The sequence below is a fragment of the Duganella sp. sic0402 genome (assembly GCF_019219065.1).
Taxonomy (GTDB): domain Bacteria; phylum Pseudomonadota; class Gammaproteobacteria; order Burkholderiales; family Burkholderiaceae_D; genus Rugamonas.
Map to the genome: position 1 here is coordinate 1 of NZ_JAHUWK010000043.1, position 293 is coordinate 293.

General features: G+C 61.4%; 1 protein-coding gene. It reads right to left on the reverse strand.

Annotation, left to right across the window (positions count from 1 at the left end; translation table 11 throughout):
- Nucleotides 1-293, reverse strand: a 293-nt coding sequence (locus KW842_RS27230) for a hypothetical protein (protein ID WP_218307312.1), incomplete at both ends; no start/stop codon positions are given.

The window sequence follows — 293 nt, forward strand, 5'->3', positions numbered from 1 at the left end:
CCAGCGCTTTGAACTGCTCGCTGCTCAGCGACGAGATGATGCTGGTTTTCAGGCCAACGATGTCAGCGGTCTCGATCGCGGCGATGTTGTTGGTCGACAGCGCGTTGAACTGGGTCGAGTTGAGCGCGCCGAAGTGGGTCGAGTTCATCGCGACGATCTGCTCGGTGGTCAGGCCGGTCAGCTGGTTCGAATTCATCGCGGCAAACTGCGCGCTCTTCAGGGCGACCACGTCTTCGGTGGTCAGCGCGCCGATCTGGTTGCTGGTCAGCGCGGCGATCACCGAGGTTTTCAGG